The 25300-nt window shown below is 64.4% G+C and carries 23 protein-coding genes; 12 read left to right on the top strand and 11 right to left on the bottom strand.

Annotated elements, in window-relative coordinates:
• The first annotated feature begins 23 nt into the window (after positions 1-23).
• The 4 genes from AAFN55_RS12105 to AAFN55_RS12090 all read left to right on the top strand — a co-directional run bounded on the left by AAFN55_RS12105 (position 24) and on the right by AAFN55_RS12090 (position 6202).
• A complete protein-coding gene (locus AAFN55_RS12105) occupies positions 24-902 on the top strand; it encodes a p-hydroxycinnamoyl CoA hydratase/lyase (protein WP_347799082.1) in 879 nt (292 codons plus the stop codon).
• A 3-nt stretch (positions 903-905) separates the two neighbouring features.
• Entirely contained in the window at positions 906-2999 is a 2094-nt protein-coding gene (locus AAFN55_RS12100; protein ID WP_347799081.1) for an acetate--CoA ligase family protein, read from the top strand.
• A 187-nt stretch (positions 3000-3186) separates the two neighbouring features.
• Positions 3187-4191 (top strand): TAXI family TRAP transporter solute-binding subunit, encoded by a 1005-nt coding sequence (locus AAFN55_RS12095; protein ID WP_347799080.1) that lies wholly within the window; start codon positions 3187-3189, stop codon positions 4189-4191.
• Positions 4192-4315: 124 nt separating this feature from the next.
• Positions 4316-6202 (top strand): TRAP transporter fused permease subunit, encoded by a 1887-nt coding sequence (locus AAFN55_RS12090; RefSeq protein WP_347799079.1) that lies wholly within the window; start codon positions 4316-4318, stop codon positions 6200-6202.
• A gap of 10 nt (positions 6203-6212) precedes the next feature.
• Here the strand turns inward: AAFN55_RS12090 and AAFN55_RS12085 are convergent, their stop codons facing one another.
• The 10 genes from AAFN55_RS12085 to AAFN55_RS12040 form a co-directional block, all read right to left on the bottom strand.
• Complete coding sequence (locus AAFN55_RS12085; RefSeq protein ID WP_347799078.1) at positions 6213-7517, bottom strand: sigma-54 dependent transcriptional regulator; 1305 nt, start codon at positions 7515-7517, stop codon at positions 6213-6215.
• Positions 7514-8932, bottom strand: a complete 1419-nt coding sequence (locus AAFN55_RS12080; protein ID WP_347799077.1) for a HAMP domain-containing sensor histidine kinase — start codon at positions 8930-8932, stop codon at positions 7514-7516. The genes AAFN55_RS12085 and AAFN55_RS12080 overlap by 4 nt, the downstream gene beginning before the upstream one ends.
• 49 nt (positions 8933-8981) lie before the next feature.
• Complete coding sequence (gene mnhG / locus AAFN55_RS12075; RefSeq protein WP_347799076.1) at positions 8982-9842, bottom strand: monovalent cation/H(+) antiporter subunit G; 861 nt, start codon at positions 9840-9842, stop codon at positions 8982-8984.
• On the bottom strand, positions 9839-10135 hold the full coding sequence (locus AAFN55_RS12070) for a monovalent cation/H+ antiporter complex subunit F (RefSeq protein WP_347799075.1): 297 nt from the start codon (positions 10133-10135) through the stop codon (positions 9839-9841). Before AAFN55_RS12070 ends, mnhG begins: the two co-directional genes overlap by 4 nt.
• On the bottom strand, positions 10132-10452 hold the full coding sequence (locus AAFN55_RS12065) for a Na+/H+ antiporter subunit E (protein WP_347799074.1): 321 nt from the start codon (positions 10450-10452) through the stop codon (positions 10132-10134). The genes AAFN55_RS12070 and AAFN55_RS12065 overlap by 4 nt, the downstream gene beginning before the upstream one ends.
• Positions 10449-11984, bottom strand: coding sequence for a proton-conducting transporter membrane subunit (locus tag AAFN55_RS12060; protein WP_347799073.1), 1536 nt, complete (start codon positions 11982-11984; stop codon positions 10449-10451). Before AAFN55_RS12060 ends, AAFN55_RS12065 begins: the two co-directional genes overlap by 4 nt.
• On the bottom strand, positions 11981-12382 hold the full coding sequence (locus tag AAFN55_RS12055) for an NADH-quinone oxidoreductase subunit K (RefSeq protein WP_347799072.1): 402 nt from the start codon (positions 12380-12382) through the stop codon (positions 11981-11983). Before AAFN55_RS12055 ends, AAFN55_RS12060 begins: the two co-directional genes overlap by 4 nt.
• Position 12383: 1 nt before the next feature.
• Positions 12384-12779 (bottom strand): MnhB domain-containing protein, encoded by a 396-nt coding sequence (locus tag AAFN55_RS12050; RefSeq protein WP_347799071.1) that lies wholly within the window; start codon positions 12777-12779, stop codon positions 12384-12386.
• Positions 12776-15076, bottom strand: a complete 2301-nt coding sequence (gene mbhE / locus AAFN55_RS12045) for a hydrogen gas-evolving membrane-bound hydrogenase subunit E (RefSeq protein WP_347799070.1) — start codon at positions 15074-15076, stop codon at positions 12776-12778. The genes AAFN55_RS12050 and mbhE overlap by 4 nt, the downstream gene beginning before the upstream one ends.
• A 283-nt stretch (positions 15077-15359) precedes the next feature.
• On the bottom strand, positions 15360-16169 hold the full coding sequence (locus AAFN55_RS12040) for an IclR family transcriptional regulator (protein WP_347799069.1): 810 nt from the start codon (positions 16167-16169) through the stop codon (positions 15360-15362).
• Between the two features lie 294 nt (positions 16170-16463).
• Between AAFN55_RS12040 and AAFN55_RS12035 the strand changes: the two genes are divergently transcribed.
• The 5 genes from AAFN55_RS12035 to AAFN55_RS12015 are packed head-to-tail and all read left to right on the top strand — an operon-like array spanning position 16464 to position 20878.
• Positions 16464-17330, top strand: coding sequence for an intradiol ring-cleavage dioxygenase (locus AAFN55_RS12035; protein ID WP_347799068.1), 867 nt, complete (start codon positions 16464-16466; stop codon positions 17328-17330).
• Positions 17327-18403 carry a maleylacetate reductase gene (locus AAFN55_RS12030; protein WP_347799067.1) on the top strand — a complete coding sequence of 359 codons (1077 nt, stop codon included), beginning with the start codon at positions 17327-17329 and terminating at the stop codon, positions 18401-18403. Before AAFN55_RS12035 ends, AAFN55_RS12030 begins: the two co-directional genes overlap by 4 nt.
• A gap of 58 nt (positions 18404-18461) precedes the next feature.
• Positions 18462-19199, top strand: coding sequence for an SDR family NAD(P)-dependent oxidoreductase (locus AAFN55_RS12025; RefSeq protein WP_347799066.1), 738 nt, complete (start codon positions 18462-18464; stop codon positions 19197-19199).
• A gap of 42 nt (positions 19200-19241) precedes the next feature.
• Positions 19242-20075 carry a shikimate dehydrogenase gene (locus AAFN55_RS12020; protein WP_347799065.1) on the top strand — a complete coding sequence of 278 codons (834 nt, stop codon included), beginning with the start codon at positions 19242-19244 and terminating at the stop codon, positions 20073-20075.
• Positions 20075-20878 (top strand): TIM barrel protein, encoded by an 804-nt coding sequence (locus tag AAFN55_RS12015; protein ID WP_347799064.1) that lies wholly within the window; start codon positions 20075-20077, stop codon positions 20876-20878. The genes AAFN55_RS12020 and AAFN55_RS12015 overlap by 1 nt, the downstream gene beginning before the upstream one ends.
• A gap of 103 nt (positions 20879-20981) precedes the next feature.
• On the opposite strand, the gene AAFN55_RS12010 is transcribed toward AAFN55_RS12015, so the two are convergent.
• A complete protein-coding gene (locus AAFN55_RS12010) occupies positions 20982-21950 on the bottom strand; it encodes an aldo/keto reductase (protein WP_347799063.1) in 969 nt (322 codons plus the stop codon).
• A gap of 256 nt (positions 21951-22206) precedes the next feature.
• Here AAFN55_RS12010 and AAFN55_RS12005 point away from each other — a divergent pair, with 256 nt between their 5' ends.
• The 3 genes from AAFN55_RS12005 (at position 22207) to AAFN55_RS11995 (ending at position 25274) form a co-directional block, all read left to right on the top strand.
• Positions 22207-23199, top strand: a complete 993-nt coding sequence (locus AAFN55_RS12005; protein WP_347799062.1) for a tripartite tricarboxylate transporter substrate binding protein — start codon at positions 22207-22209, stop codon at positions 23197-23199.
• Between the two features lie 74 nt (positions 23200-23273).
• A complete protein-coding gene (locus AAFN55_RS12000; RefSeq protein WP_347799061.1) occupies positions 23274-23741 on the top strand; it encodes a tripartite tricarboxylate transporter TctB family protein in 468 nt (155 codons plus the stop codon).
• Positions 23742-23756: 15 nt separating this feature from the next.
• Complete coding sequence (locus tag AAFN55_RS11995) at positions 23757-25274, top strand: tripartite tricarboxylate transporter permease (RefSeq protein WP_347799060.1); 1518 nt, start codon at positions 23757-23759, stop codon at positions 25272-25274.
• The last annotated feature ends 26 nt before the right edge of the window (positions 25275-25300 follow it).

Below are 25300 nucleotides of genomic sequence, written 5' to 3'. Positions count from 1 at the left end.
TGTTTAGCCCAGGGAGCCACAAAATGACAGCCACTCCGAAAACCGAGGCGTCCGGCGCCGCATCGCAGACGCCGCGCCAGCCCTGGGGAGAGCATGTCACGGTCGCGGTCGAGGAGGGCATCGCCTGGATCACTCTCAACCGGCCAGACAAGCGCAATGCGATCAATCCGGGCATCGTCTACGAGATGGTGGCGGTGCTGGACGCGATGGAGGAGGACGACGAGGTAAAGGCGCTTGTCGTCACCGGTGCGGGCGACTCCTTCTCGGCCGGGCAGGACCTGAAGGAATACTTCCGCATCCCCGATGCCGGCCCGCCGCTGGAGCGTGAGAAGCTCTATCGCGCAAACGCGGCCTGGCAGTGGCGCCGCATGATGCATTTTCCCAAGCCGACCATCGCCATGGTCAATGGCTGGTGCTTCGGCGGCGCTTTCCAGGTGCTGATCGGCTGCGATCTCGCCGTTGCGGCCGACGAGGCCACCTTCGGCCTGTCTGAGATCAACTGGGGCATCATCCCGGCCGGCATCGTCACGAAATCGGTCGCCGAGGTGATGAGCCAGCGCGACGCGCTCTACTACATCATGACGGGCGAAACCTTTGACGGCAAGCAGGCCCGGCAGATGGGCCTCGTCAACATCTCCGTCCCGCGCGAGGAGCTGCGCGCGCGAACCACGGCGCTTGCCGAGACGCTGAAGGCGAAGAACCCCTTCGTGCTGCGTGCGGCCAAGACCGCCTATCACCATGTGAAGACGATGCCGTGGGATTCCGCGCTCGATTATCTCATGGCGAAGTCCGACCACACCAAGTTCCGCGATCCGGAACAGGGCGACAAGGCCGGGATGAAACAGTTCCTGGACGACAAATCCTTCCGCCCCGGCCTTCAAACCTATCAGCGCGAGAGCTGAGCCGTGCGGGAGGGCAGAAGCAGCATCGACCGTCTCCTGCGGCCGCGGTCCGTCGCGGTCGTGGGCGCCTCCGCCGAGCCGTTTTCGCTCGGCGCCAATGTGATGGCCAATTTCGCCGGCTTCGGCTTTTCGGGTGCGCTCCATCCCGTCAGCCGACGGTTCGATGCGGTCGAAGGCCATGACTGCGTCGCCGCGATCTCCGATTTGCCGGACGGCATCGACATGGCAGCGCTCGTCGTGCCGGCCAAGGCGGTGCGCCAGTCGGTCGCCGATTGCGCGGCGCGGGGCATCGCGGGTGCTGTCGTCTTCGCATCGGGCTTTGCCGAGCTCGGCAAGGACGGCATCTCCGAACAGAAGGCGATCGCGGACATCGCCCATGAGGCAGGCATGGCCCTGCTCGGCCCCAACTGCCTCGGCTTCACCAATTTCGTCGCAGGCGTGCCGATGACCTTCGAGCGCGTCCAGCCGATGCAGCTCGGCGGCCCCGGCGTCGCAGTCGTCGCCCAGAGCGGCGCCATGACAGGAAATATACGCGAGGCGCTGCGCAGCCGCGGCCTCGACATCGCTTACGCGATCTCGACCGGCAATGAGGCCGCCTTGGGCGTCGAGGACATCATGTCCGCGCTCGTCGACGACGAGGCGGTGGGCTCGTTCTCTGTCTTCGTCGAGCAATTGCGCGATCCGGCCGCCTTCCTTGCGGTCTCCCGGCGCGCCTGGCATCTGGGTAAGCCGGTCGTCCTGATGCATCCGGGCCGCAGCCAGCGTTCACGCGAAGCCGCTCAGTCCCATACCGGCGCCATGGTCGGCGATCACGCGGTGATGGAAACCTTCGTGCGGGCGGCGGGCGTAACGCTGGTCGACAGTTTCGACGAGCTCTTCGACACGACATTGCTGCGCCATCTCTATCCCGAGGCGCGCATCGACGGGCTCGGAATCGTCACCAATTCGGGCGCTGTGCGCGGTTTCTGCCTCGATTTCTGCGAGGAAATCCGGCTCGATCTTCCGCTCTTGGCCGATGCGACGACGCGCGAACTCACCGGCATCCTTCCCGACTTCGCCACGATCGACAATCCGCTGGACATCACCGCGATGGGCATGAGCAAGCCCTCCCTCTTCGGCGACACCTGCCGCGCCATGCTCGAGGATGACAGCGTGGACGCGCTGCTCCTGGCCGCCATGGGCGGCGCGCCCAGGCAGGTGATGGCGAAATGGGAATCGCTCAAGCCGGTGATGTCGACCACCGCCGCGCCGGTAGCGATCGCTTTTCTCGGTGACGAATTGCCGATGCCGCCGGAATTCCTGGCGGAAGTGCAGGCGGCGCGCGTTCCCTTCTTCCGCTCGCCCGAACGCGCGATGCGGGCATTCGCCAACATCGCCCGGCTCGACTTCCAGCCCGATCTGCCGGCCGGGATGCCCGCCGGCAGCGCCGGCGAAACGCGCCAGCTCGCCGAGCATGAAGGCAAGGCCCTTCTGGCCGAGGCCGGGTTCGACGTGCCGGCCGGCGCGCTCGCGCGCGATGTCGGCCATGCGAAGGAGATCGCGGACCGCATCGGCTACCCCGTCGCGCTGAAAGTCCAGGCGGCGGCCATCGCCCACAAGAGCGACATGGGCGGCGTCAAGCTGAAGCTTGCCGACGCCGCCGCCCTCGAGCGCGCATGGCGCGAGATCGAGGACGCGCTGGCCGCCCGCGCCGCCGGCGTGACGATAGACGGCATGCTCGTCGAGGCGATGGCTCCCCCCTTCCAGCTCGAACTGGTCGTGTCGGCCTTGCGGGATCCCGAGTGGGGAGTGGTCGTCGTCGTCGGTCTCGGCGGCGTCCTGACCGAGCTGATGGCCGACATCCGCATGTTCCCGGCCGGAATTCCGCTCGTTCGGATCGAGGCGGAATTGAAGCGGCTCAAGGGTGCGGCGCTTCTCGACGGCTATCGCGGCGGCGAGACGCTGGACATCGCGGCCGTAGCCGACGTCCTCGACCGGCTGGGTCGCCGGCTTCTCGACGACGCGGACATCACCGAAATCGAGATCAATCCGCTCGTCGTCTATCCACGTGGCCAGGGCGTGCGCATTCTCGACGCGCTGGTCAGTCGCCGCACCTGAACGCCGAACTTGCGGGAGGACAGTCAGCCTGGCCGAAGGCTCCCTGCATGCTGCACGACAGGCTGCGAGCCCAAGAAAAAACGCCAATAATCTTGGTATTTGAGATTATTGCCATCAATAGCAGGATACCTTATATAGATACTCGCCGGCGCGGTCGTCGCGTTCCGCGCCAAGGGAGGAGTGCACAATGACGAACAAGGGGAATCTCGCCGTAAGGCTCGCCATCACAGCCGGACTTGCCATGGCCGTCCTGCAATCCGCCAGCGCCCAGCCGTCGCGCGTGACGGTCGGCACGGGACCGGCCGGAACCGCCTACAACCAGATCGGCACGGCGATCTCCGCCGGCATCCAGGACGCGCTCGGCATTCCCGCCACCGCGCGCCCCTTCGGCGGCACATCGCAATATCTGCCGATGCTTCACCGCGGCGAGATCACCATGGGCATCAACTCCGCGCTCGATTCGCAGGAGGCCTATTCCGGCCAGGGCGCCTACACCCAGCCGCTCGGGGAAGTGCGCGCGCTGACGCTGGTCTCGCGATCACCCTACAGCTTCTATGTACGTGCCGATTCCGGGCTGACGTCGATCGCCGATCTCGCCGGCCAGCCGATCATCACCGAATACCGTGCGATCGCATCGTTCAACCAGGTCAATGCCGCGATTCTCGCCACCGCCGGCCTGACGCCCGACGATGTACGCGGGGAGACCGTAGCCGGTATCCCGGACGCGACGCGCGCCCTTGTCGAGGGCCGGGTCGTGGCCTCCGCCTCGGTGCTCGGCATTCCGGCGCTGCGCGAGGCCGATGCCTCGATCTCCGGCGGCCTGCGGGTGCTGCAACTCGGCGACGACGAGGGCGCGCTCGACGCGGTGGCGGGGTTCAGCACCGCGACCATGGAACCCGGCCAGGCCTTCGTCGGCATCGTGGAACCCACGCGCGTGCCCCATTTCGACGTCTTCATGAATGTCGGCGCCAGCCTGCCGGAGGACCACGCCTACGTGCTGGCCAAAACGATTCACGAGAACTGGCCCGCGATGCAGGAGAGCATGCCGATGCTGCGCGCGGTCGGACAAGACGACCTGGCGCCGCTGAATTTCCACCATCCCTATCATGATGGCGCAGTGCGCTATTTCAAGGAGACCGGTCTGTGGACCGGCGAGCATCAGGCGCGCCAGGACAAGCTTCTGGCCAATTGAGCCACCGGTCGAAACCGGCGCGGACGTGCCGGTTCATCGACCGAATGTCGAACGGTCCGAAATCCGGACTGCGTCGACCGCTCCAGCAGCCTTCCTTTCTCTCCTTTGAACCGGGGTGACCGCCGTGACCCGTCCGAGTGTTTTCCTTTTGAGCCTCTACCAGTCCTTCCTGCTTGTCGGGGGAATCATCTGGGCGGCCAACTTCCTGCCGACGTTCGGCGTCTCGTTGATCGAGGCGGAATGGCTTGGCCCTTATCTGGGTGTCGCCGTCGCCGCTGCGTTTCTCGTGCAGCCCTATGGTGAAAGACCCGGAGTGCTGGAGATCGGACTCGGCTTCATCTCGATCGCCTGCTGGGTATGGCTGGCGCTGAACTACCAGTTCTGGATTCTCGACATCGCCGGCTACACGCCGTCGAAGTATATTCCGGCGATCCTCGCGATCCTCATCATGATGGAAGCGATCCGCAAGATTTGCGGCCTGTCCATCACGCTCCTCGTGTGGGTGCTGCTCGCCTACGGCCTGTTCGGCTTTCTTCTCGAGCCACCGCTTCAGGCCGACCGCGTGTCGCCGCAGGCGCTGTCTTTCTACCTCTACTCGGATACCAACGCTATTCCGGGCCTCGTGCTCGTCATCATCGCGTCGATCGTTCTGGCCTTCATCGTGCTCGGCAAGCTGATGGAGGTCAGCGGCGCGACCCAGTTCTTCACCGACGTCGCCATGGCGCTGATGGGGCATCGCCGCGGAGGGCCCGCCAAGGTCGCGATCTTGGCATCGACCATGTTCGGCTCGATCTCCAGCTCGCCGGTCAGCAACATCATGTCGACGGGTATCGTGACGATTCCGTTGATGCGCCGCATCGGCTTTCGCCCGCACAATGCGGCCGCCATCGAGGCCGTGGCTTCGACAGGCGGGCAGATTACCCCGCCGGTCATGGGCGCGACCGCCTTCCTGATCGCGGAGTTTCTCCAGGTCAGCTACAGCGAGGTGGTTATGGCGGCGCTCCTGCCCGCCATACTCTATTATCTGTGCCTGTTCGTGCAGGTCGATGCGGTATCCGAGCGCGACGGACTCCAGGGTATGAAGAAGTCGGAACTGCCCAGAGTGCTCCCGCTGCTCGCCAAAGGCTGGGTCTTCGTCCTGCCGCTGGTCGTCCTCATCTACCTGATCTTCTGGGCCAACACGACGCCCGGTTTCGCCGCTCTGGTCTCGGCCGCGATCCTGCTTGTCTTCGCGCTCGCCATCGGCAGGATGCGGACGCTGGAGGACTGGCGGCGGCTGATCTTCGACGGCGGTGCGGCGGTCATCCCGCTGGTGCTGATCGCAGGCGCCGCCGGCGTCGTCGTCGGGGTGATGAACATCACGGGCCTCGGCCAGTCGCTGTCCTTCGTGCTGGCGCGGATCGGCGAGAACTGGGGCCTGTTCGGGATGCTCCTGATCACCGCCGTCCTGTCGATCATCCTGGGCATGGGCATGCCCTCGACAGCGATATACATCATCCTTGCCGCCATTATCGCGCCCGCCCTCGTCCTCATGGGTGTCGACACGATGGGCGCGCATCTCTTCATCTTCTATTTCGGCATTCTGTCCTTCCTCACCCCGCCCGTCGCCGTCTCCAGCTTCGTCGCGGCCGGCCTTGCCGGGGCAGACATGTGGAAGACAGGGTGGGCGGGTATGCGGTTCTCGTTCGTCGCCTATCTCGTGCCCTTCATCTGGGTCTACAACCCGGCGCTGCTGTTGAACGGTACGCCAGGCGAGATCGTCATTGTCATCCTGACGACGGTGGGCTCGATCATGCTGATCGCAAGGGCGATGGCGATCCCCCTCACGACGCCGTCGGCCTGCGCATGGGCCGCCCTTCAGTGGGTGGCTGCGGGGCTCGTGGGAATTTCCTCGATCGTGCTGGGCTCAAATTCCGTGATCGCAGGCATGCTCGGCGTGGCCGCGCTTGGCTGGTGGACGGCCGCGACATTCTTCCGCGACCGGCCACCGCAGTTGGCCGAGCGAGGGTGACGGGACGCCGCTACTGAATGCGAGACTTGCGACGCTTCCAGAGCGTGGTTCTCGATATGCCGAGTTGCTTGGCAGCGGCGCCGATGCGGCCGTCGGATTCGAGCAGGGCTTTTTGGATCATTTCGGATTCGGCGCGCTGGCGGGCGCCGGCAAGGGTATCCGCGTTGTTGGGTTCGAGGCGCATCTCGGGAAAGAGGTCTTCGACGTCAAGGACTTCGCTGCCAGCGAACACATGCGCCCGTTGAAGGCGATTGCGCAGCTCCCGGATGTTGCCGGGCCAGTCATGGTCGAGCAGTGCCGGAAGAGCGGCCTCGGCGAGCGAGAACCGTTTGCCGGCGTGCTCCGACAAGTCCGCGAGGAATTGCGCGGCCAGACCAGGGATCTCGGAGCGGCGCGACCGCAGGGGCTCGAGTGCGATTTCGATCACCGACAATCGGAAATAGAGATCGTCGCGGAAGCGGCGTTCGTTGCGCAGTGCGTCCAGGTCGGCATTGGTCGCCGCGATGATACGACCGTGAAACTGCTTGTCCCGGCGTGACCCGACCGGACGAAACGTTCCGTCCTCGAGCACGCGCAGCAAGGCCGCCTGAAGGCGCGTGTCCAGCTCGCCGATCTCGTCAAGCAGCAGCGTCCCGTTTGCTGCCTCCTCGAAGAAACCGACATGAGCCTGCGCCGCTCCCGTGAATGCACCGCGCTCGTGTCCGAAAAACTGGCTTTCCAGAAGCTCGTGCGCGATCGCGCCGCAATTGACCGCCACGAACGGTGCACCGCTGCGCGGCGAGACGGAATGGATGTACCGCGCAGCGACCTCCTTGCCGACGCCCGTCTCGCCGGTGAGCAGCACAGGAAGATCGCTGGCGGCCGCCCTTCGCAAGTGTTCGGCATGGGTTTCGCTGGCAGGCGCAAGCGTGTGCGGATCAGAAGAGGATTCGCGTGGGCTGGCGATGCCCGCCAGTCTTTTGCGTATGCGCTCAACCAGTTCATCCACGTCATATGGTTTCGTGAGGTAATCGTCGGCGCCGGCCTTCACCAGCCGCACGGCCTGGTCGATCTCGCCGAATGCGGTGGCAAACAGAATGGGCGTATCGCCCAGCCATGGCTGAACCTTGCGAAAGACATCCTCCCCGGACCCGTCCGGAAGCACGATGTCCGACAAGATGAAATCAGGCTTTCGCTGCTTGAGCTCGCGCAGGGCTTCCGCACTGCTTTGCGCCCATGCCACCTCGAAGCCTTCGAGCCTTAATCGCTGGACAAGGGCGCCGCCCAGGATCGTGTCGTCCTCGATGACGAGTATCTGCCGTGCCATTCTGGTCATGATCGCAGCATTCCGTCCTGCAACGGAAAGTTCAAGGTGATGCGCGTCCCGAGGCCGGGTGCGGACTCGATGGAGACCCGGCCTTGAAGCTGCTCAACCAGACGGATCATGACGGATACGCCCAGCCCAGGCCCGTCCTCCCGGCCGGCGCGCCCTTCCATGACACGCGCGACGCCGTGATCGAGCCCCGTCCCCTCGTCTTCGACGACGACCATGAGTTCGCGATCCGCAAGCGACGCCTTCAGGCGAACCGTCCGGCCTCTGGCCGAAGCGCGCACCGCGTTCAACAGCAGATTGAGCAATATCTGCCGCACCTCCAGGGCCGCGACCGAGACGGTTTCCGGTATGTCGGCCTCGATGATGATCGACACGTCACGCGATTTGCCATCTGCCTCGATCAAAAGGCGCAAATCTTCAAAATCCTGCCTCGACAGCGGACGCCAGTTCGGCCGAGACCTGTAGTTTTCGAGCGTCGCATCAACGACGTGCTGGAGCGCGCTGACGCCGCGATCGAGAAACTGTACGGCCTCTGCGCGGGGTTCCTCGCGGTCGCCGAAACGCTTCAATGTGCTGATCGCCGTTCGCATGCCTCCCAGCGGATTGCGAACCTCGTGGGCGATCGTTGCGGTCAGCCGGCCGAGATCGGCCTGCCTCTGCTGTTCGGCTATGTGGGCGAGCAGGCTTTCACGCTCCTGGGTGGCGTTTGCCATCGCGTTGAAGGCATGGATCATCTGCGCGGCCTGACGATCGTCGGCAGGTATTTCGCCATCGCCTATCGGCCGCACCATGCCCAACGCGGCGTCGTAGAGATGGCGGGCGACGGTCGCGACCGGCTTCTGGACCCTGCGAACCATGAAGAAGCCAAGCAATGCGCAGACACCGCTGAACACGAGATCGAAAAGAAGCAGCAGCCAGCGAAGCGTACCGCGCTCGGCTTCGAACGCCGAGACATCCAGATTGGCGACGACGGTTCCATGGACGGTGTCGCCATCGACCAGCCTTCGCCATATCCATATCGTTCCATCATCCGCACGAATAAAGCCCGTGGCATTCGCCTGTGCATCGGCAGGCAGGGGGCCGGACGCATCGATATCCGACCGCGCGGCTTCCGTTGTGCCCAAAGCGTCATAGTCGATATATGCCAGCCGACGATCGACCACGCCTTCGTGAAACGCCAGCGCTTTTTGAAGCGTTGCACCGATGGTCGACGCATCCGCGTTTTTGACATAGGGAAGAAGCGCTGCCGACAGGCCATCGAGATAAACCTGTCCCAGCGTTTGCACTTGCCGGTCCGCCTGGCGTCCCATGAAGAAGATCGCCGTCTGCGTCGAAGCGACCGCGGCAACGAAGATCATCGCCGCGGCGACAAGCGGCAAGCGCACGGTAACCGGCAATCTGTACGGGCTGGTCGGCAAACTGCGCTCCAAGCGTTTCCTGTCGCCCGACAGCCGCAGCGTCCGGCATTCAACCGTAGACGATGATCGGCGTTTTGTCGTCTCGGACGGGCTCGACGGTTCCGAGTCTGTGCCGCCGCAAGACGTCCAGCGGGTTGATCGGATATGACGCCAGACCCTGATCGAACCAGGCGTTGCGGGGCACGATCAGCGCCACGCGCCCCACCAGCAGCTTGCGCAACAACGAGGCCGGGTCGCCTTCCTCCACCTGTACACGGAAGCGCACCCCGGCCTGCGACGCCCGTTGCTCGAAGGATTGCAGGCTCTCCGCGACCTTCCCGCGTGCCTGAGCCGTCAGCGTGTTGCGCAATTGCACCGCGTAGTGGTTTCCACCCAGCGGCACCGGTCCGACATTGTGCAGTGTCTTGGTATCGATGATAGCCAGCGCTGTGAGGTCGGCGCCGGACGATCTTGCAAACCGGATCGCTGTGTCGATGGCGTCATCCATCCCTTCGCCGCTTGCGATTGCGAGCAACACGCTGGAGATGTCGCGCTCGCGCGCTTGCTTGTTCGATCCGTTGCCGTGTGGCCTGTCGAAATTGCCGCGCGGCAGTTCGCAGCTGAGCTGGTCCTCGACGGTGCGCGCCCACAATGGAGCGCCGCCGATATAACCGGCGCGACCGAGAAGATGTCCCGCAATCGGCGTGGTGAGCAGCAGGAACACGATGGCGATCGCGACCTTCACCCACATGGAAAGGCTTGGCATGCCGAAGGCCACGCCGATCAAAAGCAGGCCACAGCCGGCAACGCCCGCCTTCGTCGCGGCGTGCATGCGCATGAAGAAGTCCGGCAGCCGCAACACGCCGACCGCCGCCACCAGGCACAGCGCCGCACCGGCAACCAGAAATATCGCCGAAAGAATCGCCATCATCGCTTTTCCTCCTCATCGATCGAACCGCTTTCGATGAAGCCGGCGAAAGCGATAGCTGTCAGAAAACCCACGAGGGCAACGCCCAGTGCGATGTCGATGAACGCAACCGATCCGGACACAAGCACGGCCATGCCGGCGGCCGCGACGCCGAGCAGACCAAGAAGATCGAGGGCGACGACGCGATCGGGACCGCTGGGTCCGCGCACGATGCGGATACCGGCGCACACGAGAGCGAAAAGAAGAAGGACGGCGGCAATTCCGATGCCCGCAGTCTGAATGGTCTGCGCAGTCATGGCAGCACCTGCCGGACATGGCGCTCGAAACCGTCCTTGGTCTGGGCGACCGTGTCGTCCGACACGTTCATGACGTGGATATAGAGCGTGGAGCGGTCATCGCTGACGTGAAGGCTGGTCGTGCCCGGCGTCAGCGTGACCATGTTCGCAAGCAGCGTGATCCCGCCATCGCTTTTCACATCCAACGGGACGGCAAGGATGGCCGAGCGTATCGGCCTGTGCGGATTGAGCACTGTCAGCACCACATCCTTCACGGAAAGCGCGAGATCGCGGAAGAAAATGGCAGCAAGGCGCAGCCAGGGGGTCAGTGCGGTCATGGGCGTATCTCCGCAAGCTGTGAGGTCGGGGCGAAAACGGCATCGATGTAGACGGACTTGTCGAGCAGTTGCGCGCCGGCGCGCATGGAGAAGTCGACGAAGGGCTCGGCAAAGAAGCCGATGGTCAGCGTGATGGCCGCAAGCGAGACGATCGGCGCCAGCATCAGGACGCGCACTTTCGGATCGGCGCGCCAGCGGGCCATGGCGATCTCCGCCGTTTCCGGCGCGGCTTTCCAGAACGCCTCGTTCCAGATTTTTATCATGGAGTAGAGGGTCAGCACCCCGACAGCGAGGCCCGAAGCGGCAAGCGCGATATGCCCGGCGTCCAGACTTGCCTTGATGACGGTGAACTTCGACCAGAAGCCGGACAGGGGCGGAAGGCCGGCAAGCGAGAGCGCCGGAATGAGGAACAGCACGCCCAGCATCGGCATGGTCTTGTAGAGACCGCCGGTCTTCTTGAGGTCGAAGGAGCCGCCCGCCCTGTTGATCACGCCCGCCAGCAGGAACAGGTTCGCCTTCACGACGATGTGGTGAATGACGTAGAGGATCGACCCGCCGACGGCCAAAGGCGTTGCGACGACGATGCCGAACAGCATGTAGCCGATCTGGCTGATGATGTGGAACGACAGGATGCGGCGCACGTCGAAATGCGACGCCGCGCCGAGCACGCCCGTTACCATGGTGAAGATGGCGATCCCCGCCACGATCGGCCCGGTATAGCCCGCGTCGCCGTCGAACAGCAGCGTGAAAGTGCGGATGATCGCGTAGACGCCGACCTTGGTCAGCAGCGCTGCGAAGATCGCGACGATCGGTGCGGATGCGGTGTGGTAGGCGGCAGGCAACCAGTAGAACAGCGGGAACACCGCGGCCTTGGCACCGAACGCCATCAGGAACATCACGGCCAGCGTCGTCACCAGTCCCTGATTTTCGAGCGTGGGCAGAACGCGGGCCAGGTCGGCCATGTTGAGCGTCCCGGTGATGCCGTAGAGAAAGGCGACGGTTATGAGGAAGAACGTCGTCGCGATCAGATTCAACGTGACGTATTTGATGCCTGCATCGAGCTGCGCGCGCGTGCCTCCCAAAGCCAGAAGGCCGAAGGACGAGATCAACATGATCTCGAACCAGACGTAGAGGTTGAAGATGTCGCCGGTCAGGAACGCGCCCGTCACGCCCAGCAACAGCCCCTGATAGAGCAGGTGGTAGAAGGCGTTTTCCTTCGGCTCGATATCGTCGGCCAGACCGTAGATGCCGATTGCAACGGCCATGATGCCCGTGATCAGCACCATCGCGGCGGCAAACATGTCCGCGACAAAAACGATGCCGAAGGGCGCGTCCCAATTGCCGAAATGGGTGGCCAGCACTGTGCCGTCATGGACGGCTGCCATCAGCGCAAGTGCCGCCCCGAGCAGGCCGAAGCTTGCAAGCAGGCTGACGATGCGCTGCGCGCGCTTGTTCGACCAGAACAGCGCGCAGAGCGCCACCCCGAGCAGGGGAAACAGGATCGGAAGCGTAAGCAGGATATGCGCGCTCATTCGGCCGCCTCCAGCGTCCGTTCCGCGGGCGCCTTCCGGGGCACGGCCCGAGACAGCGACTCCGCCTCATGCATCGCATCGACATCCAGCGTGCCAAGGCGGCGGTGCGCGCTTTGGAAGAGGACGACCGTGAAAGCGACGAGCGCAAAGGAGATCACGATTGCCGTGAGGATCAGCGCCTGAGGCAGCGGATTCGCGCCACCCGCTAAAGCCGTCTCGCCTGCCGGAACCAGCGGCGGGATGCGGCTTTCCAGGCGGCCGGCGAGGAAGATCGACAGATTTGCCGCATTGCCGAGAACGAGCAGCCCGAGCACGATCCGCAGCACGTTGCGCGACATCAGCAGGTAGGCTGCAACCGCAATCATCACACCGAACGCGATGGCGAAAACAGGCTCCACGTCAGTTCTCCAGATAGTAGGACAGGAAGGTCAGCACCGAGCCGATCACGACCAGATAAACGCCGACGTCGAAGACCAGCGTGGTGCCGATCGGAAGCGACGCGAACGGCCATTGCTGCGTGAGGAACGGTTCTGCCAGGAGCAGCGACGGCACCCCTGCGGCGATCGCCAGCAGAATGCCGGCACCGATCAGCGTCTTCGGCCAGACCCTCAGCATCGAGATCAGGGCCGTGCGGCCGCGCGGGATCGCGAAAACGGCGATGCCTGCCGCCGCGATAAGCCCGCCGATGAAGCCGCCGCCCGGCTCGTTGTGGCCACGAAGCAGCACGTAGATCGAAAAGATCAGTGCCGCAGGCAGGATCAGCCGGCTCGTCGTTTTCAGAATGAGCGAATTCATCGGCGCTTCTCCGAGGTTGCACGCCGCACCCCCGCAAGCACGGCTGCCGCCGCAACGGCGGCGAGCCCGAGCACGGTGATTTCGCCGAGCGTGTCGAGGGCACGGAAATCGACGAGGATGACGTTGACGAGGTTGCTGCCGTGGGCTTCCGGAACGCTTGCCTGACGGAAGAAGTCGGAAAGCCGCCCATCGAAGGGCTGGGCAAGCACCGCAAGCAGAACCAGCGATGCGGTGACACCCACGCCGCCTGCGATGAAGATGTCGCGCAACCGCTCATCGCGCACGCGGCTGTCCCGCTCGCGAAACGGCATGCGCCCGACGATGGCCAGCATGATGACGATCGCCAGCGCCTCGACCGAGAATTGCGTGAAGGCAAGGTCCGGCGCGCCATTGAACAGGAACAGCAGCGCGACAGTGAAACCGACGGTGCCCGCCGCCACGATGCCGGATACGAAATTGCGCGCACGCGCCACGGCAAGGGCCGACACGACAAGCAGGATCGCAAGAACCAGATCAGGTCCGAGACTCGCGGCGAAAGAAGGCATTTCCAAACCGCCACGAAGAAGCAGCGTCACCAGAGCAGCGAATGCGATGATGAACAGCGTCCGGGCCACATAGCTGCGCAGGCTTCCGGACTGGATCAATTCCGTCTGCCACGTCGAGAAGCGTTGCAAACCGTCCATCATGCGGTCGTAAAGCCGATCCGGCCCCCAGTCGTCGATCTGATGGATCGCGGCCATTCGCCGGCGAACCGTATCCCAGCGCAGATAGACCGCCATGCCAAGCGCGACGGTCAGGACGCTCAGGCCCAGCATCGGCGTAAAGCCGTGCCACAGGGAAAGCGAATATTCGACGGGCGTGCCGGCCATCGCGCTGGCCGCCGGCACGATCAGGCTGTTGCCCACGAGCCAGGGCATGAGCCCGAAGAGAAGGCCCAGAACCGCAAGGACGACCGGTCCGGCCAGCATCGCGACACCCGGATCGTGGGGGGTCTTCGGGGTCGGGCTGAGATCGCCGGCGAAGCACCGTATCGCCACGATGGCCGCCACGACGACCATCACGACGTTGGCGGCAAGCCCGGCAAGCACCAGGACAAGGGAAGCCGACGTCTCCAGCCCGGTTTCGTAAACGAGTTCCTTCGCCGCAAAGCCGATGAAAGGCGGCAAGCCGGCCATGGACAGGCCGCCCAGAAGGGCCGCCGCCGCGGTGACCGGCATGTAGTGGCGCATGCCGCTCAATGCGGATGAATCCCGCGTCCCGGTTTCATGGTCGATGATGCCGGCCACCATGAACAGGCATGCCTTGTAGAGCGCGTGGACGATCAGGAAGGTGATCGTCGCCACTGCGGCAAGCTCACCCGGCAACCCGATCAGCATCACCAGCGTTCCAAGCGATACGATGGTCGAATAGGCGAGCACGCGCTTCAGGTCGGTCTCGCGCATCGCGAGCACCGCGCCGACCATCATGGTCAGAGACCCGAAGCCCGCTAACAGCGCGATCCACAGCGCCTGGTCGGAGAATACCGGATCCATGCGCGCCAGAAGGTAGACGCCGAGCTTCACCATCGTCGCGGAATGCAGAAATGCCGACACGGGCGTCGGTGCGACCATCGCATTGGCAAGCCACGAATGGAGCGGTGCCTGGGCGGATTTCGAAAACGCCCCCAGGGCCAACAGGACGATGATGGCCGGTGCGGCGGGGTGTGCTGCGATTTCCTCCCTGCGCTCCAGAATTTCGGTGATCGAAAACGTGCCCGCCGCCGACCCGAGCACGATCACGCCGGCAAGCATCGCAAGCCCGCCGGCCACCGTGACCAGAAAGCCCTGCTGCGCCGAGCGGCGCGCCTGCTGGTTCTCCGGCGAATAGCCGATGAGCAGGAACGAGGTGATGCTGGTCATTTCCCAGAACACCACCATCAGCATCAGATTGTCGGCGAGCACGGCGCCGAGCATCGATGCCATGAACAGCGTCAGCGCGGTGTAGAACCGGCCAAGACGCGGCGCGCCGCGCAGATAGGCGGAGGCGTAGAGAAAGACCGCCGTACCGATGCCGGTGATCAGCAAAGCGAAAGTCAGCGACAACCCGTCCGCCCTGAACGCCGCATCGATGCCGAGGCTGGGTATCCAGGCCGTGCTTTCGACCAGGAGGCTACCGGAGGAAATCTCCGGCAGCAGCGTCGCGAACCCGATGAAGAGAGCGAGCGGCAAGAGCGCCACGAACGGAAGGGAGCGACAGCCCATCCAGCCGACGACCGGCGCGGACAGGAAGGCTAGAGCGGTCAGTGCAAGCAGGAACATGGTCAGAGGCTTTCATTGCTGAAACCTCCTATGAAAATTCCGTGCCAGCTCGGCTCCATTCCAGCAAAGCATTGATTGATAGAGAGAATTTCGAACCCACTGGCGCGGCGGGCAATGGCGGATGTTAAGCAATCTAAACATGCGGGGCTGCAGATGTTCACGGCTTGCGACACGGATGCACGCGACTGGCCACCTTGCGAGACTCATCGACGAACGTCGGCAGCGACCGCGAACCGATGCACGCCGGAGAAGAACTCCTCGGATTAATCGCCTGCCCGCTGGTTCAGCGTATGGTGCCGTGGTTGCCGGCCCGCATGCGTTGAGAGACGGTTTCCACAGCCTTGGCCAGCGTGGCGACGCACCGATCCCGGGCGGCATCGTCGAAGCGCGCGACCGGCACGGCGATGTTGATCGAGGCGAGAGGATGGCCCGATGCGCTCAGGATGGGGCGCGCCACGCCGGCGATGCCGGGAGTGAACTCCTCCACGACGAAGGCAACCCCCTGGGCGCGAACCTGCTCCAGCTCATTTTCAAGCGCCTTCACGCTGGTGATCGTATTGGGGGTGATCTGCTCTAACGCGACGCGCGACAGATACTCCCGCAGCATTTCGGCAGGCAGAAATGCAAGCAGCGCCTTGCCGCCCGACGTCGCATAGAGCGGCGCCATATCGCCAAGGCGCATATGATAGAGAAGCCGGCGCGGGCTCATGACGCATGCGACGACTTCCGACTTGTCGCCCTTGATGAAGTTGAGCGCACAGGTTTCCTGCGTTTCAGCCGTGACCCACTCGAGCGCGCTCTGGGCGATCGACACGAGATCGTTGCTCTCGTTGATCCGCTTGGCGAGTGCGGCGATCGACGGGCCGAGTTCGTAGCCTTTGGACGATGGGACGTAGTTGAGATAGCCGCGCCGCACCAGTGTCTTGAGAAGCTGCGTCAGGCTGCTCTTCGGGATAGCCAGTTCCTCGGCGATCTCGGTATGGGTCTTTTCCGCGTCCCAGCGACCGAGGAACTCGAACAGATCGAGCACCCGCGTCGCCGATTTCACCGGCCCGGCCTCGGTAGGCGAACTCTTTTCCGATGTCTGCGTCAACAACTCGTTCTGCTCCTTCGGTCATAATCTGGCGTCCGGCATCCCTGCAGCCGCCGGCAGTTCCACGGCCGATGATTGCACATTGCACTCTGGCACACGAGTTTGGCGACCGGCTTGGCGAGAATTTTCCACCTGCGGCATCAGGCTGCCGGAACATGCCGAGCTGAAATCGTCGCTCGACATTACCAGAGGAACTAGTTTACATAAAGGAACTATTACGCCGCACGTGCGGGCGACCGGGATTGCGTGCTTCCGGCGGTGGCAAGGCGGCGCGTCGGCAGGGAGAGCGAGATCATGCGCGACTTGAACGAGGAAACGATCACCGCCGAAGTGGTGACGCGCCTCGCCGGCGCCACCGACCCGCGAGTGTATCAGATAAGCGAAGCGCTGGTGCGTCATCTGCACGCCTTCCTGCGCGAGATCGAGCCGACCCAGGCGGAGTGGGCCGCCGGCATCGACTTCCTCACCCGCGTTGGCCAGATGTGCGATGCAAATCGGCAGGAGTTCATCCTGCTTTCCGACACGCTCGGGGCTTCGATGCTCGTCGACGCGATCAATCACCGCACGCCTGCCGGCGCTACGGAGACGACCGTGCTCGGACCGTTCTTCGTCGAACAGCGCAAGCCGTTCCCGCTGGGCGAGAATATGTCGGAAGGCGTCGATGGTACGCCCATGTATGTATCGGGCACCGTCCGCGGAGTGGATGGCAGCCCGATTGCCGGCGCCACGATCGACGTCTGGCATTCCGACGAGGAAGGCTTCTACGACGTGCAACAGGGCGACGAACTCGCGATGCGCGGCATCTTCACCGCCGATGCGGCGGGCCGCTTCTGGTTCTGGTCGGTCAGGCCGAAATACTATCCGATTCCCGACGACGGGCCGGTGGGCGAAATGCTGGCTGCACAAGGCCGTCATCCGTTCCGTCCCGAGCATGTCCATTTCATGATTTCGGCGCCCGGCTTCGAAACGCTCGTGACCCACATCTTCGCGGAAGGCGATCCCTACATGGACAGCGACGTCGTGTTCGGCGTCAAGAATTCGCTCATCACGCCCTACAAGAGGCATCAGGCCGGAACCGCCCCCGACGGCACGCAGGTCGATCGCGACTATGTCGAGCTAAACTACGATTTCGTCCTCAAGGCGTCCGGGCCATCGGCATGATCGACGCTTTCGTCTACGCGCCGCTGCCGACACGGGTGATCTTCGGATCCGGCACCCTGTCCCGCCTTGGCGAGGAGGCCGACAGTCTCGGCGTCCGGCGGGCCCTGGTCCTCACCACGCCGCAGCAGACCGAGCTCGCCGCGCGCGCTGCCACCGTGCTGGGCGAGCGCGCCGCCGGCCATTTCGGCGGCGCTGCGATGCATACGCCCAGCGACGTGACGGATCGCGCCGTCGAGATCGCCCTGTCCCTGAACGCCGACGCCACGGTCGCCATCGGCGGCGGCTCGACGACCGGGCTCGGCAAGGCGATCGCCTCGCGCCTCGGCCTGCCGCAGATCGTGCTCCCCACGACCTATGCCGGGTCGGAAATGACCCCGATCCTCGGCGAAACCAGCGACGGGCTCAAGACCACGCGGCGCGACCCGTCCATCCTGCCGGAGGTTGTCATCTACGACGTCGACCTGACGATGGGACTTCCGGTCTCGCTCTCCGTCACCAGCGGCATGAACGCGATGGCGCATGCGGTCGAGGCGCTCTATGCGCAGGACCGCAACCCTGCCGTTTCGGCGCTGGCCGAACAGGCGATCCGCAGCCTCGGCGACGCATTGCCCCGCGTGGTGGCGAACCCGGACGATCGGGAGGCGCGGGCCGGTGCCCTGCAGGGCGCGTGGCTCGCGGGGATTTGCCTCGGTTCCGTCGGCATGGCGATCCACCACAAGCTCTGCCACACGCTGGGCGGCGCCTTCAATCTTCCGCATGCCGAGACCCACACGGTGATGCTGCCGCACAGTGTCGCCTATGTCGCGCAGGCCGTGCCCGAAGCGATGGCCACGATCGAGCGCGCGCTCGGCGCGACCGATGCGGCGACGGCACTGTTCGGCCGCGCAACGGCCATGGGCGCGCCGGCGTCGCTGGCCGCTCTGGGCATGCGAGAGGCCGATCTCGCCAGGGCGGCGGCACAGGCAGTGCAGAACCCCTACTGGAATCCCAGACCGCTCGACGAAGCCGAAATCCTCGCTTTGTTGCGGCGGGCATGGAGCGGCGAAACTCCGCCCAGGCGAAATGCCGGCTGACGGAAAGCTCCACGAAGCCGATCACCTGATCCGACTGAACCGAAGAAGGAATTCGTCCATGGGACTGCATGATGGGCGCGTCGCCATCGTCACCGGCGGGGCTCGCGGGATCGGCAGCGGCATCGCCAGGCGCCTCGTGGACGAAGGCGCGTCGGTGGTGCTCTGGGACCTCGACTTCGCCGCCTTCGATGCGACATCCGCCGGTTTCGAACCCGCCATGACGCAGCGCGTGGACGTCGCCGATGCCATGGCGGTGCAGGAGACCTTCGACGCGGCAGCCCGACGGTTCGGCGGCATCGACATCCTCATCAACAATGCGGGGATCAATGGCCCGGTCGCGCATGTCGAGGACTACCCGCTGGATGCGTGGCAGAAGGTTCTGGCCATCGACCTCGGCGGCGTCTTCCACTGCTGCCGTGCCGCCGTACCGCATATGCGCGCCCGCGACTACGGCCGCATCGTCAACGTCTCCTCGATCGCCGGCAAGGAAGGCAATCCCGGCATCTCCGCCTATGCGGCGGCGAAGGCGGGCGTCATCGGCTTCACCAAGTCGCTGGCGCGCGAACTGGCCGGAACCGGCGTCCTCGCCAACTGCGTCGCGCCCGTCATTACCGAGACCGACCTTTTCAAGGAGATGACGGCGGAACACGTCGCGGCCAGCAAGGCGAAAATCCCCATGAACCGCTTCCTGCAAATCCCGGAGATCGCGGCGATGGTGTCGTGGGCCGCCAGCACGGAGTGCACGTTCACAACCGGCTTTACCTTCGACATTTCCGGCGGACGCGCGACCTATTGAATGCGGCGCGCCACGCGCACCGGACCAACATGAGGTGATGACTTGCTCGACAATTATGGCGGCGCGACACGGATTTATTTCATCCTGGGCCATCCGATCGCCCAGGTGAAAGCCCCTTCGGGCCTGACGAGGCACTTCGAGCAAAACGGTCGTGACGCGATCGTCGTGCCCATCGACGTGGCGCCCGCCGACTTCGGCGCATTCTTCAGCGCGGCCACCGCCCTGCGCAACGTCGATGGCCTGATCTTCACGGTGCCGCACAAATTCGACGCGGCGGCGCGCTGCGCAACCCTGTCCCAGCGCAGCCGCCTGCTCGCTTCCAGCAACATCGCCCGGCGCAACGCCGATGGCGGATGGCATGGCGACATGCTGGACGGCACCGGCAGCATCGCGGCGATGCGCGCCAGGGGGTGCGAACCGGCCGGGCGGCGCGCCCTGCTCATCGGCGCCGGCGGCGCCGGCAGCGCCATCGGCCTCGAACTTCTTGACTCCGGCGTCGAGAGTCTTGCCATACATGACACCGATCCGGCGCGCCGGGACGACCTCATCGCCCGGCTTTCGACGCCCCATCCGGGGCGTGCGACGATCGGTTCGGCCGACCCCACGGGCTTCGGCATCGTCGCCAACGTCACGCCCGCGGGCATGCGTCCCGACGATCCACTGCCGGTGGATATCGCGAAGCTTTCGGCGGACATGTTCGTGAGCGACGCCATCACATTGCCCGAGATCACGCCATTGCTCGCCGCGGCCCGAAAGCTCGGCTGCGGCATCTCGACCGGCGCCGACATGTTCGAGGCCGAGCGCCAGTCGATGCTCGACTTCTGGTTCGGCGAAGCCGCGCAGCACGAAACACGCATTTCCAGGGACAAGCCGTGATGACAACGCCACGCCTCGCAGGCAGCACCTTCTCCTTCATCTGGCGCGAGACCGCCATCGCGGCGATGCGCCGGATGGCGGCGATCGGCCTCAACGATTTCGACGTGCTGCTGGCGCCGGGTCACCTTTGGTTCGACGGGAGTGGAGCAAACGGTCCCGCGACGTTGCGGCGCGTGCTGGAAGCGGAAGGCTTGCGCATCGAATCGCTGAACCTGCCCGCTCTCGACTACAATCTGTGCAGCGTCGTGCCTGAAGTGCGCGAGCGCACCGTTGAAGCCTACGCCTCCGCGATCCTGCTTGCCGCCGATCTCGGCGCGCGCGGGGTGGTGGTGGTGCCGGGACGGGTCTCGGGGCTGCTCGCGCCGCGCCACGAGGATAGCGTCGGCCATCTCACGGATGCCTCCGCGCGGCTCGTGGAACTCGCGCGCGCGCACGGCAGTCATCTTTTCTTCGAATCGCACCCGCAGACCCCGCTGCCCACGGCCGATGGGCTGGGCGCCTGGGTCAGTCAGTTCGACAGACGCTTCGCTTCGATCGCCTACGATGTCGCCAATGCCGAGTTCATCGGCGAGGATCAGGTCGCCGCGATCCGGCGTTGGGGCGCGTTGATCGGGCAGTACCATCTTTCGGATGCGACCCGGACCTCGTGGCGACACGATGCCATCGGTCAGGGGACGGTTCGCTTCGGACCCATTCTGGAGGCAATGGCGGCGCAGGACGGCGGCAGCGCGGCGATCCTGGAGATCATATCGACCACGCCCATCGAGGACATGACCGCCGGCATGGCCGCCCTGCGCCGCTAGCCGGAGCATCGGGCCGAAAGGTGGAATCCGGTTTTCGGGCTGTTCCGATGCTCGAACAAAGAGATGGACCGCCGCTCGTGCGCCCGTCAGGATGCACGGCGATCTAGATCGTCCGTGCCGCTGCGGTGCCCGCGTACTCGGCATCGAGCTCGGTCCACAGTTCGTCCGGGATCGGCATGTCCAAAAGATCGAGATTGCGTTGCAGCTCGGCTGCCGTGCGGCTGCCGACGACGATGCTCGATACCACCGCGTGCCGGGTGGGAAACTGAAGCGCCGCCGCGGCGAGCGGCACGCCGTGACGGGCGCAGATCGCCTCCATCGCGCCGACGCGAGCCAGGGCTTCGGACCCGGCAGGCTGCATGTTGTGGAATGCCCCTTCCACCGCGCCGGTCGCCAGAATGCCGGAATTGAACGGCGACGCGGCCAGAAACGCCGCACCCGTGGCCGCGCAATGATCCAGCAGCGAACCACACTCCCTATGCAGCAGCGTGTACTGGCCCGCCGGCATGAAGGCGTCGAAATCGCCCGCCAGCGCGAAATCCATGCAGCTCGTCCAGTCCATCGTCGCAACACCGATCGCGCCGACGGTGCCGGCATTGCGCAATTCGACAAGCGCCTCATACGCACCAGCCATCGCCTCGTCGAAGCGCTCGTCATAGCTGGGGCCGTGAAGCTGCCTCGTCAGGTCGTGGATCATCACGATGTCGAGACGGTCCAGCCCCAACTGCCGCAAGCTCGTCTCGACGGAACGCATCGTGGCATCCGCGGAATAGTCGCAGGACGACCGAAGGCCCGACGGATCGATACTCGACCCCGAATGTGTCTGGGTGCGGCCGACTTTCGTGGAGACGATGAATTCGTCGTGGCTCCGGCCAGCCAGTGCCTCGCCGAGGCGTCGTTCGCTGAGCCCGCCCAGATACAACGCGGCCGTGTCGAAGTAGCGGACGCCGCGCTCGAACGCCAATTCGACGACGCCACGGAAAGCGCCATCACCGTCGGCATTCGCGAGACTGCCGCAACCGATGCCGAAGCCTGGCATGTCGCCCAACCGGGGTTCTCGCTTTATGGACACGCTCTACTCCTTGGATGCTCGACCGTGGAATGGAATTCGATCCGTGACCGGGATAGGGCAAAAGTCGCAACCCGGCCCGACCCGTTTTCGATGACGTGAGGTCACCTGACCACGCGGATAGTCTCCCTTAGCACGGCTAAATTAATTCTTGTATATGTTCTTGTGCACGTTGTAGAACGAATTCACCCTCCCCATGAGTTCTGACCGCACAGCGGTTCGCTCACGGCGACGGTTTTTGAATTCAAGTGGAGGAATCATGTTCAAGAAAGCGATCGCTGTCGCGGCAGCGTTGATGATTGGTGGTCCCGCGATGGCGCAGGATTATCCCAGCCGCGACATTCAGGGCACGATCATGTGGGGCGCCGGCGGCGCGAGCGATAACCTCGCGCGCGTCCTGGCGCCCGCGGCCGAGCAGGCGCTCGGCAAGAAGATCGTTCTGGTGAACCGCCCCGGCGGCGTCGGAGCGATCTCCATCCAGTACATCAATTCCCGTCCCGCCGACGGCTACAGCATCCTGTTCGGCGCGGAAAACCCGCAGCTTCACAAGGTGCTTGGTCTCGCGCAGGTGGATTATGCCGACTTCCATCCGGTCAAGATCATCGGCCGCAACATCCAGGTCTTCGTCGTCAATCCGGATGCGAAGTGGAAGACGCTGACCGAGCTGGTCGATGACATCAAGGCCAATCCCGGCCAGATCCGCATGGGCGCCACCGGCCCCGGCGGCTCGCCCGCGGTGTCGATGGGCATGCTCAACTCCGTCGTCAAGGGCGAGGTGACCCAGGTGCCGTTCGACGGCGAGGGCCCGGGCCTGACCGCGCTGCAAGGCAACCATGTCGACTTCATGCCGGTCAGCCTGCCTGCGGCCGCCGAGCTACTGCGCGCCGGCCGCGTCCGCGGCCTTGCCGTCCTCGACCCCGAGCCGATCGCCCAGTTCCCCGATATCCCGGTCATCACCGACGAATATCCGGAGCTCGCCCAGTACCTTCCCTGGGGCTCGTTCCAGGGCGTCTTCGTGAAGCGCGATACGCCGGACGACATCAAGGCGAAGCTCGACGAGGCCTTCACCGCCGCTCTTGCCGACGCGCGCGTGTCGGAATTCATCGAGGAGTCGGGAATGGTCAGGATGGACATCTCCGGCGCTGAAGCCGACGAGTTCATGCGACGCTGGCAGTCCGTGACGAGCTGGATCCTGCAGGATACCGGCGATGCCAAGGTTTCGCCCGAGACACTCGGCATCCCGCGGCCCTGACCGCCCGTCGCAATCCGAAACAAGAGCAACACGCGGCGAGGTCCTAGCCTCGCCGCACTGCAATGGACCGAGCGATGACCGATACACAAAAGCCCGTGACCGGGCAGATAGTCTTCCAAGGCCTCCTTCTCGTGGCGTCATGCGTCCTTTTCTGGGAAGCCTATGGGATCGAGGGCTTCAGCTCGATGAGCGGAGCCGGCGTATTCCCGATGATCGCCGCGGGGGTGATGATCGTCACCACGCTGGTTATGCTGGCGAACTCGATCCGCATGCGCGTTCGCACCGACGACGTCACGGCACCGTTGTCGGAACGCCTTGCGGCCATCGTGACACTGCCGATGGTCGGCTACATGCTCATCTGCGCAGTCTATGTGGCGACGCTTGACTATGCCGGTTTCTGGGTCGCGTCGGCCATCTTCCTGTTCGTGTCCTTCATGATGCTGGACCACAAGGGCGTGGTGCGCTCGGCACTGGTGACGGCAGCGGCGCTTGCCTTCGTCTTTGCGATCTTCAGCTTCGTCTTCTCCGTCTATCTACCCTGACCAGGAGCACCCCAAATGACAGAGTCTCTTGGCTACTTTCTCATGTCGTGGCTCGATCCGAGCCTCTTCTTCATCGTTCTGATCGGAACCTGGGCGGGCGTCTATGTCGGCGCGATACCCGGAATCTCCGTCACCATGGCCGCCTCGGTCCTGATCTCCTTCACCTTCTCGTGGGACGTCAACGCAGCACTTGCCATGATGGTCGGCGTCTATTGCGGCGGTGTCTATGGCGGCAGTCGGACCGCCATCCTGCTCAACATCCCCGGCACGCCCGCCTCTGTCGCCACCGCCTTTGACGGCTATCCACTGGCGAAACTCGGCGAAGCCGGCAAGGCGATCGGCATCAGCACGGTCGTTTCCGTCATCGGCGGTTATGTGGGCATCCTCATACTCGCCATCGGAGCGCCCATGGTCTCGGGGCTGGCGTTGCAGTTCGCCCCGCGCGATTTCCTGCTGCTCGCAATGATCGGCCTGCTGCTGGTCGGCGGGCTTTCCGGCGGCTCGCTCGCACGCGGCATCTTTGCCGCCGCGATGGGCGTGATCATCGGACTTGTGGGGCTGGACAATCTGACCGCACAGCCGCGCCTTACCTTTGACAGCGTCTCCATGCTCGGCGGCATCTCCTATATCGCCGCGATGATCGGCTTCTTCGGCATCGCCGAGGCGCTGTTCCAGCTTCGCAACCTCGACGTTCAGCCGATCAAGCAGCAGGTCTCGAAAATCGTCCCGGCATGGGCGGAGGTGCGCAAGTACCTGCCGCTGTCGTTGCGCAGTTCCGCCATAGGCGTGACCGTCGGTGCACTGCCGGGTGCGGGCGGAGACATCGCCGCCCTCATCGCCTACGATCAGGCCAAGCGGACGGTGAAGAACCCGAGCCGCCCGTTCGGCCAGGGCGCCTATGAAGGCGTCGTCGCGCCGGAATCGGCGAACAACGCCGTCATCGGCGGTGCATTCGTGCCGATGCTGACGCTCGGCATTCCCGGCGACGCGGTGACTGCGCTTTTCATCGGCGCGCTTTACATCCACGGGCTGAGGCCGGGTCCGATGCTGATGGTCGAAACCCCGCACCTGTTCTGGTTCATCGTCGGCGCGCTGGTTCTCGCCAACTCGCTGCTGCTCATCATCGGGCTTACCGGCATCCGCATCTTCACGAAGATCATGATGATGCCGCGAGGCCTGCTGATCCCGATCATCGTGCTTCTGTCCGTCGTCGGCACCTACACGATCCAGAACAGCATCACCGACGTCTACTGGATGCTTGCCTTCGGCGTGCTTGGCTACTTCCTGAAAGTCTATGGCTTCGAGCCGGGACCGATCATCCTGGGCGTCATCCTCGGGCCGTTGATGGACGTGTCGTTCCGTCGTGCGGTGCTGTCGTCGCGTGGCGACCCGGTCGACTTCCTGACGTCCTTCTTCCTCAACCCGATCTCGCTGGTTCTGACCATCGGCTTCCTGTTGCTGATCCTGAACCAGACGCCGCTTTGGGACTACATCTTCAAACGCCGGAAAGCTGAGCCGGCTTCCGGAGCGTAAACCGCGCAAGCCTCGGTTCCGGGCGT

The organism is Mesorhizobium sp. CAU 1732, assembly GCF_039888675.1.
GTDB lineage: Bacteria > Pseudomonadota > Alphaproteobacteria > Rhizobiales > Rhizobiaceae > Aerobium.
This window is presented reverse-complemented; position numbering and strand designations above follow the sequence as displayed.